We start from the raw sequence: 7,715 nt of genomic DNA on the forward strand, positions 1-7,715 counted from the left end.
GTCAACGTCAGTTGGGCCATGGTCTGGCTCGGCGACATGCCGGTGGACCAAGCCAAGTCCGTATCGGGTAATCGAATTTCCGGTCAATTCGACAATGCCTGGATTCAGTCTATAAACGGAAACATGAGCTGGCGATTTTGATATCTTGTAAACACAAGAATGACGATTTAAACCAAGGAGTAAACACCACTATGAATCTGTCCCGAAAACTGCTCGTCGGCGCTACGCTGGCCAGCCTGTTGCTAGGCGGCTGCACCTCGAAAGTGACGGAGAAGGAGCAATATTCAGGCTTCCTGTCCAACTACAACAACCTGCAGGAAGTCGAAACGCCAAGCGGCGGCACCGCGATGCGTTGGGTCAGCCCTGCGTGGAACCCGAATGCCTATGACACCGTGGTGTTCAACAAACTGGAGCTCTACCCGGCCCCCAAACCCGATGAACGTGTCAACCAGCAGACACTGACCGACATTCAGAACCACATGACCAGCAAGGCCAAGGCTACGCTGGGTCAGAAATACCGCGTAGTGACCAACAGCTCATCCGCACCGGCGGGCTCCCGCCCCCTGATCATGCGCGCGGCGATTACCGGGGTGAACGCCGAGAACGAAGGCATGAAGTGGTATGAAGTGGTGCCCATCGCGGCCGTGGTCGGGGCAACCCAGGCAGCCACCGGTCACCGTGACCAGGAAACCACCCTGTTCATCGAAGCCGAGTTCGTCGACGCCAGGAGCAACCAGACTGTGGCCAAAGTGGTGCGCAAGGTGTTCGGCACCGAACTGAAAAACGAAAGCCAGCAGATTACCGCCAAAGACTTCAAGGCGGCGATCGACAAGCTGGGTACCGACTTCCAGGCCTTCCTCAAGTAAGAACAGGTTGCTCGCGTAGGAGCTGCCGCGGGCTGCGATCCTTTGATCTTCAGGTTATTGAAACCATAAAAAGGTCGCAGCCTTCAGCAGCTCCTATCGGCACAGTTCACTTCTTCATCCTCACCCACCGACGCATCTCGGCAGTGATCGCTTGCCGGGTTTTGGGCACGTCCACGCCGAGCTTCTCCCCCTGCAACTCGAACTTGGGTCGACCCTTGGCCCAGGCTTTGGCGAGACCGTCCTGGGGAGTCCAGATGCCCCGGTCCCAGACGATCACCTCGCCCACGCGGTAATGCCCCTCGGGTATGCTTCGCGCCAGGACGTTGAATGCAAACGTCTTCTAACCAGGCAGAGCACACGAGTGGCGCAGTAATTCAATCGGCGTTGAAAATGCCCGGACAGACGGGCCATGGGCGCGCCACCCGGCTGGCGCTTCGGGGCCTATACTTCGGCGGTGCAGTCTCATCCCCCGGAGAGCAGCCATGCGCAGGGTTCACATCATCGAAGCCGGAAATCCCCCGGGGCCGGTCAACGTCGTGGGTGAAACGATCACCGTCCTGGCCGGCGGGGATCTGAGCAAACCGTTCGAGATGCACATCCAGAAAGGCATACAAGGAGGCGGGCCGCCGCCACACTTTCATCCCTGGGACGAAGCGTTTTACGTCGTTGAAGGTCAGGTGGAAGTGACCGTCGAAGGCAAAGCCACCACCGTCCTGGCCGGTGGCTACGTGCATATCCCCAGCGGTTCGATTCATGCCTACAAGAACGTCAGCCCCACTGCGACAATGATCGGTGTGGTGTCCGATCCACGCGGCGGGCAGTTCTTTACGGCGCTGGATCAACTCAAGGTACCCGAGGACCTGCCGCGGATCTTGCAGATAGCCGAAAGCTTCGGGGTGACGTTTCTGCTGCCCAAGGCGATTTAGGCCGCACCGCCCTTGGCCTGCTGCTCCAGGTGCACTTGCAACTGCGGGTCGATCTGCAACGCCGCGGCCAGTTCATCCAGATAGTTGCGTTCGGCGTCCTGCTGGTCGTCCACCAGCATGACGCTGGCCAGGTACATTTCCGAGGCCATGCCGGGGTCGGTGGCCGACTGCGCGATGTCATAGGCATCCAGTGGCTTGGCGACCTCGTCGTCCAGCCATTGCTGCAATTGCGGATCGTCGGTGTGACGGCCGATTTCAGTGCTGATCATCTGCTTCTCGGCGGCATCGATGCGGCCATCGGCCTTGGCCGCGGCAATCAATGCCCGCAGGATCGCATGGCTGTGCTCCTCGGCCTCCGGGCCGGCCAGCAAGTCCACGGTCCGTGGCGCTTCCTGCGGCGCCGAGGCCTGACTGCGCTGCCAGGCCTGGTACGCCTGGAACGCCATCATGCCCAGGGACGCCAGCGCCGCATAATTGGTGCCGCCAGTGGAACGACTTTGCGGTGCACCGCCCATCGGCGAACCGCCGCCAAGCAAACCACCGAGCAAACCGCCCAACCCTGCGCCACCGCCGCCAGCACTGGTACCGGCCCCCCCGCCCAACAAGCCGCCGAGCAATCCACCCAGGTCGCCGAGACCGCCCTGGGCCGATGCGCCACCCTGTCGCGCCATCGAGCCCTGGCCGGCGCGCAGTAATTGTTCGAGCAGATCGCTGGTGTTCATGACGTTTGTCCTCTTGAAGGGCGTTTATCCAGTCAGGCAACGATAGCCCCCGCAGGCGAATGTGCCAGCACCGTTGGGCTGACCCTCCCGCGCTATCCTGGATTCGTCCGGGGTATTTTCTTGCGCCGCAGCTAAGATTCATGGGTGGTGAACCTTATTCCCGGATACCCGGTCGATACCTGCAACCCGACCCGGTTTGCCACCGCCCGTACGCGAGGTGACAACTGGCTTGCTTCATTCACTGGAGAACGCCCCTGTGATTTCAACCCTGTACATCGCCAGGCTCAAAGCATGGGGCGCCCATGGTTTTACCGCCACTGGCGTCGTTACCGCTTTCCTCGCCACCCTGTCCCTGCTGGAAAACCAGCCGACCCATTGCCTGCTGTGGCTGGGTGTCGCCCTGATCGTTGACGGACTAGACGGTGCGCTGGCACGCAAGGTCAACGTGCAGTCGGTGTTGCCGAGTTTCGATGGCTCCACCCTCGACCTGGTGATCGACTACCTGACGTACGTGTTTATCCCGGCACTGTTCATCTATCGCTATATCCCGTTGCCGGACTACACCTTGCTGCTGAGCGTGTCACTGATTCTGGTGTCGTCGCTGTTCTGCTTCTGCAACGTCAACATGAAGAGCAAGGACAACTACTTCCAGGGCTTCCCCGCCGCCTGGAACGTGGTTGCCCTGTGCCTTTACATCATTGCCCCGTCGCCGTGGATCACCTTCATTACAGTCATTGGCCTGGCCCTGCTGACCGTCACCCGGATGAAATTCCTGCACCCGTTTCGCGTGCGCCGGTTCATGCCGATCAACATTGCGGTGACCGCCATCTGGTTGCTGTGCAGCCTGTCATTGGTGCTCAACCATCCGCTGATCAACCCGTGGGTGATGGGGCTGTGGCTGCTGATGTCGGCGTACTTCCTGGGCATCTGCTTGTGGCGCACGGCGCTGGAGTGGTTCGACGAATCGAGGCTCAAGTAGCCATGGCGGTCCATATCGTTCAACTCGGCTCACCTCGTCGACCCGATGAAGGATTGCGCCTGGGCACGGTACGCCGCCCTCCCCGTGGCGTACCGAAAGCCGAATTCGCCCGTCGGGACTTTTATGATGTCTGGCAGCCGCTGCTGTCGCCCAGTGCGCAGTTGGTGGCCGAGGCCAAGGCTGCGCAAGATGCCAAGGCCTGGGAGGTTTTCCGGCGCAAGTTCAAGGCCGAGATGAGCCAGCCCGCTGCCAGTCAGTTACTGGATCTGCTGGCCGCGTTGTCCCATCAGACGTCCCTGGCCGTGGGCTGTTATTGCGAGGATGAAGCGCATTGCCATCGGTCGGTGTTGCGTGAGTTGCTGGCGGCACGTGGGGCAGAGGTTGTTTAGCTGGCATTGACACCGGCCCTTTGTAGGAGCGAGCTTGCTCGCGATCGCGGTGTATCCGCCACAGAAACTGCGACTGGAAGTCCATCGCGAGCAAGCTCGCTCCTACAGAGGTTATGCATGGCCACTCAACGCCGCGTGATCACCACCTCCAGGTACTCACTCGGCACCACCAGCGACTTGTTGCCCGCCCGGTTCAACCGGTTGATCAGCTCGGTCAAGTCGGTCTCTAGGGCCTTGGCGCCATCCTCGGGCAGCGCGGCGAAGGCCTTGTGCACCGGCCCGTACCACTGGCGGAAGGTGTCGATGAAATGCGCCGCCGAGCGATAGCGGAAATTGAACGTGCGACGCGTCACCTGGAGCAGGAATTCACGCTCGTCGAAATGCTCGTGCAGCCAGGCTTCGGTGCCCCAGCGTGAGGGCGGATTGGTACCCGGAGGGGGTGGCAGGTGCTGGCCAAGGGTCTTGAACATCTGGCCGACGAAACCTTCTGGCGTCCAGTTGGCCAAGCCAATCCGCCCGCCCGGGCGACAAACCCGTGCCAGTTCCGCGGCGGCTTTGGGCTGGTCCGGCGTGAACATCACACCGAAGGTCGACAGCACGGCATCAAAGCTGCCGTCGGCAAAGGGCAAGGCTTCGGCATCGGCGACCTGGAAGGAGACATTCAGCCGTTCTGCCCGGGCCCGTTCTTCGCCGCGTTCGAGCAAGGCGGCGACATAGTCGGTGGACGTCACCTGGCAGCCACGGCGCGCAGCCGCGAGGGTTGCGTTGCCGTTACCGGCGGCAACGTCGAGCACGCGCTCATCGCACAACAGGTCACAGGCTTCGGCCAGTTGCTCGCCGACGATCTGCAGGGTGGTGCCGATCACGGCGTAGTCGCCGCTGGCCCAGGAGGCCATCTGGCGGTTTTTCAAGGCAGTCAGATCAATAGGTGTACTCATGGAGAAGGTCTCTGGGTTGAAACACGAGTCGGGCCTGGCGGGCATTCACTCCGCCGTTGTCGGATCGATGATGTTCATGACCTGGGAAATGCGATTGGCGGGAAACCCGCTCACTCGAGCGTGCTCCCTGATCTGCTCTTCGTTCGGCGAGATGTACACGCAGTAGAGCTTGTCACCGGTGACATAGCTCTGCAGCCACTGCACCTCAGGCAACTCACGCAACGCCCGGCAGGACTTTTGCGAAGCCGCTTTCAAATCCCTATCCGATAATGCTCCGGCGCCCTGGATCTCACGTTCAATAACAAACTTAGGCATGACAACCTCTCTTTATTGTTCTTGATGGCAGGGCGGCACTCACCCTGTGATCAAACTATCGCCCTGACGAGCGCTGGCGTCCTGTCCGATCGTCGCCCAACCCTGCCCGATCGTCCGGAGATTCCACGGCGCGCGCCGAGGCGCTCACAATCAGAAATCCTTCCACGGGAAATCCCCAATGGACGCCCTGTCACAGACCCTGCGTGTCGTGCACCTGGTCGGCGCAATCTTCATCAACGCCCGGTTCACCGCGCCCTGGTGCTACCAGTCGCCCAGTGCCGACACGGCGGCGCCCTTTCTGGAGCCCGATGCAGAACGGGTGGTGATCTTTCACCTGATCACCGAGGGCGAGTGCTACGTCGAACTGGGCGACGACCCGCCGCTGCTACTGAGTGCGGGCGACGTGGTGATCTTCCCCCAGGGCGATGCCCATCGCATGTGCTCCCGACCGGGATTGCCCCCGGCCACGGGTGCGCGACTGGATGCGGTGCTGGCCCGCCGGCCCCGGCAGTTGAGTTATGGCGGCGGCGGTGCGGTCACCCGCCTGGTGTGCGGTTACCTGGCGTGCGACACGCGCCTGGCGGGCATATTGCTCAAGGGCTTGCCGGCGGTGGTGCGGGTCAATGTGCGCGGTTCGAGCGCCGGTGTCTGGCTGGAGTCCTCCGTGCGTTATGCCCTCGCCGAAGCCCGCTCACCCCGCCCCGGCGGCGAAGGGGTATTGGCCAAACTCGCCGAAGTGCTGTTCATCGAAGTGCTGCGCCTGTACATGAACGAACAGGGCGAAGGCCGCACCGGCTGGCTGGCCGGCGTGCGTGACCGCATCGTCGGCGCCGCTCTCAACGCCTTGCACAAAAAACCCTGCCACGCCTGGACGCTGGACGAACTGGCGCGCACCGCCAGCACCTCAAGATCGGTGTTGGCCGAACGCTTCCAACAACTGGTGGGGGTGTCACCGATGCAGTACCTGACGCAGTGGCGCATGTTGCTCGCCGCCAATCTGTTACGCAGCAGCAACAGTTCACTGACGCGCATTGCCGAAGAAGTCGGTTACCAGACCGATACCGCTTTCAGCCGGGCTTTCCGTCGCGAGTTTGGAGCACCGCCGGCAGCATGGCGGCGCGGACAGGAGAAAAAAATCATGGCCCACGGGGCAAGACCCGTGAGCCATTGATCGAGCAAGTTACGCCGCTGGCGTGCCGGCTTTGGCCTCCTCCAGCAACTGCTGAATCATTTTTTCCTGAGTGTCGTAACTACCTTCGCCGAAGTGGGTGTAACGCACCTGCCCCTTGGCATCGATCAGGTAGTGCGCCGGCCAATACTGGTTGTCGAAGTTGCGCCAGATCGCGTAGTTGTTGTCGATCGCCACCGGGTAGGTGATGCCGTATTCCTTCACCTTGGCCCTGACGTTGTCGATGATGCGCTCAAAGCCGTATTCAGGCGTGTGCACGCCGATCACCACCAGTCCGTCCTTTTCGTATTTCTTCGCCCACTCCTTCACGTATGGCAGGGTGTGCTTGCAGTTGATGCAGTCGAAGGTCCAGAAGTCCACCAGCACAACCTTGCCTTTCAGGGCCTCGTTGCTCAGGGCCGGCGAGTTGAGCCATTCCACAGCGCCGGACAGCGAGGGCATGGCGCCTTGGGCATCGCCCATGGTGCTGTCTGCCTTGACCTTGCTGACCAGGTAATCGACGACTTTCGGAACGGCTTCCAGCACGCCTTTCTCCACACGGTTGACACCTTCCGATGAGGTGTTGGCCAGCAACAGGTCATTGGCCCCCGTTGCAATCACCGCCGCACCGGCGAGCACCGCAACCCCGGCGCCACGGCGCAACCAGCCGGTGACCGGTATCGACGGCTTCAAGCGATTGACCAGGCCGCGCCCGGCAAAGATCAAGGTGCCCAGGGACAGCGCGCTGCCCGCGCCATAGGCCACCAGCAACAGACTGGTGCCAGCGTTCGCACCTTGCAGCATGGCGCTGGTGAGAATTACCCCGAGGATCGGCCCGGCGCAGGGTGCCCAGAGCAGCCCGGTGGCGACACCGATCATGATCGAAGCCAACGGCCCGGACATCTTGCGCGAGTCCGGGTCGATGCGATTGCCCAGCAGCACGAAAGGACGCGCCAGCCAGTCACCGACCCGGGCGGAGATCAGCGACAGGGCGAACAGCACCATCACCACCAGCGCCACGTGGCGACCGGTGTTGCTGGCCTGTATCACCCACTCACTACTGACCACGGCCAGGCTGGAGACCAGGGCAAAGGTCAGAACCATGCCACCGAGGGTGAGCAGGATTGAGGAGCGTGTACGGTCGGCCCCGGCAAACATGAATGGCACGACCGGCAGGATGCACGGGCTGAGGACGGTCAATATGCCGCCCAGGAAAGCGATGAGTAACATGGGATCACCTAATGCAAATTAGAGGGCAACACCTCACCACTGTAGGAGCGAGCCTGCTCGCGATGGCGTCCGGTCAGGCGACACATCTTTGACTGAACCATCGCTATCGCGAGCAAGCTCGCTCCCACATCTATGGATCCCCCCATTTCTGCAATACTGGTTTTGATGCGTGTTTGGCTTGC

10 protein-coding genes and 1 pseudogene are annotated in these 7,715 nt (G+C 61.6%); 6 read left to right on the forward strand and 5 right to left on the reverse strand.

Going from position 1 to position 7,715, the window contains the following annotated elements:
* Both AC3WTM_RS29330 and AC3WTM_RS29335 read left to right on the forward strand, forming a co-directional pair.
* Positions 1-141 (forward strand): annotated as a pseudogene (locus AC3WTM_RS29330) (transporter); the annotation flags it as partial.
* A 50-nt stretch (positions 142-191) separates the two neighbouring features.
* Entirely contained in the window at positions 192-866 is a 675-nt protein-coding gene (locus tag AC3WTM_RS29335) for a DUF3313 domain-containing protein (RefSeq protein ID WP_207238542.1), read from the forward strand.
* Between the two features lie 106 nt (positions 867-972).
* Here AC3WTM_RS29335 and AC3WTM_RS29340 read toward each other — a convergent pair whose 3' ends face one another.
* The gene (locus AC3WTM_RS29340) at positions 973-1,185 is read right to left on the reverse strand and encodes a DNA polymerase ligase N-terminal domain-containing protein (protein ID WP_371918644.1); all 213 of its coding nucleotides are present in this window, start codon (positions 1,183-1,185) and stop codon (positions 973-975) included.
* A gap of 163 nt (positions 1,186-1,348) precedes the next feature.
* On the opposite strand from AC3WTM_RS29340, the gene AC3WTM_RS29345 reads away from it, so the two are divergent.
* The gene (locus AC3WTM_RS29345; RefSeq protein WP_057715437.1) at positions 1,349-1,792 is read left to right on the forward strand and encodes a cupin domain-containing protein; all 444 of its coding nucleotides are present in this window, start codon (positions 1,349-1,351) and stop codon (positions 1,790-1,792) included.
* On the opposite strand, the gene AC3WTM_RS29350 is transcribed toward AC3WTM_RS29345, so the two are convergent.
* Positions 1,789-2,514, reverse strand: a complete 726-nt coding sequence (locus tag AC3WTM_RS29350) for a tellurite resistance TerB family protein (protein ID WP_102672887.1) — start codon at positions 2,512-2,514, stop codon at positions 1,789-1,791. The genes AC3WTM_RS29345 and AC3WTM_RS29350 overlap by 4 nt on opposite strands.
* A gap of 256 nt (positions 2,515-2,770) precedes the next feature.
* Here AC3WTM_RS29350 and pcsA point away from each other — a divergent pair, with 256 nt between their 5' ends.
* Positions 2,771-3,493, forward strand: coding sequence for a phosphatidylcholine synthase (gene pcsA / locus AC3WTM_RS29355; RefSeq protein WP_102672886.1), 723 nt, complete (start codon positions 2,771-2,773; stop codon positions 3,491-3,493).
* Positions 3,494-3,495: 2 nt separating this feature from the next.
* A complete protein-coding gene (locus AC3WTM_RS29360) occupies positions 3,496-3,882 on the forward strand; it encodes a DUF488 domain-containing protein (RefSeq protein WP_102672885.1) in 387 nt (128 codons plus the stop codon).
* Between the two features lie 125 nt (positions 3,883-4,007).
* Here the strand turns inward: AC3WTM_RS29360 and AC3WTM_RS29365 are convergent, their stop codons facing one another.
* Both AC3WTM_RS29365 and AC3WTM_RS29370 read right to left on the reverse strand, forming a co-directional pair.
* Positions 4,008-4,820 carry a class I SAM-dependent methyltransferase gene (locus AC3WTM_RS29365; protein ID WP_102672884.1) on the reverse strand — a complete coding sequence of 271 codons (813 nt, stop codon included), beginning with the start codon at positions 4,818-4,820 and terminating at the stop codon, positions 4,008-4,010.
* Between the two features lie 45 nt (positions 4,821-4,865).
* The gene (locus AC3WTM_RS29370) at positions 4,866-5,135 is read right to left on the reverse strand and encodes a DUF4242 domain-containing protein (RefSeq protein ID WP_057715442.1); all 270 of its coding nucleotides are present in this window, start codon (positions 5,133-5,135) and stop codon (positions 4,866-4,868) included.
* Between the two features lie 178 nt (positions 5,136-5,313).
* Between AC3WTM_RS29370 and AC3WTM_RS29375 the strand changes: the two genes are divergently transcribed.
* The gene (locus tag AC3WTM_RS29375; RefSeq protein WP_102672883.1) at positions 5,314-6,306 is read left to right on the forward strand and encodes an AraC family transcriptional regulator; all 993 of its coding nucleotides are present in this window, start codon (positions 5,314-5,316) and stop codon (positions 6,304-6,306) included.
* A 9-nt stretch (positions 6,307-6,315) separates the two neighbouring features.
* On the opposite strand, the gene AC3WTM_RS29380 is transcribed toward AC3WTM_RS29375, so the two are convergent.
* Positions 6,316-7,533, reverse strand: a complete 1,218-nt coding sequence (locus AC3WTM_RS29380) for a cytochrome c biogenesis protein DipZ (RefSeq protein ID WP_102672882.1) — start codon at positions 7,531-7,533, stop codon at positions 6,316-6,318.
* Positions 7,534-7,715: the final 182 nt, after the last annotated feature.

Source organism: Pseudomonas sp. EU05-FHT14B02, from assembly GCF_058791055.1.

Coding starts and splice junctions, on each gene's coding strand:
- AC3WTM_RS29335 (WP_207238542.1), top strand. CDS start 192: ATGAATCTGTCCCGAAAACTGCTCGTCGGCGCTACGCTGGCCAGCCTG.
- AC3WTM_RS29345 (WP_057715437.1), top strand. CDS start 1,349: ATGCGCAGGGTTCACATCATCGAAGCCGGAAATCCCCCGGGGCCGGTC.
- AC3WTM_RS29350 (WP_102672887.1), bottom strand. CDS start 2,514: ATGAACACCAGCGATCTGCTCGAACAATTACTGCGCGCCGGCCAGGGC.
- AC3WTM_RS29360 (WP_102672885.1), top strand. CDS start 3,496: ATGGCGGTCCATATCGTTCAACTCGGCTCACCTCGTCGACCCGATGAA.
- AC3WTM_RS29365 (WP_102672884.1), bottom strand. CDS start 4,820: ATGAGTACACCTATTGATCTGACTGCCTTGAAAAACCGCCAGATGGCC.
- AC3WTM_RS29370 (WP_057715442.1), bottom strand. CDS start 5,135: ATGCCTAAGTTTGTTATTGAACGTGAGATCCAGGGCGCCGGAGCATTA.
- AC3WTM_RS29375 (WP_102672883.1), top strand. CDS start 5,314: ATGGACGCCCTGTCACAGACCCTGCGTGTCGTGCACCTGGTCGGCGCA.
- AC3WTM_RS29380 (WP_102672882.1), bottom strand. CDS start 7,533: ATGTTACTCATCGCTTTCCTGGGCGGCATATTGACCGTCCTCAGCCCG.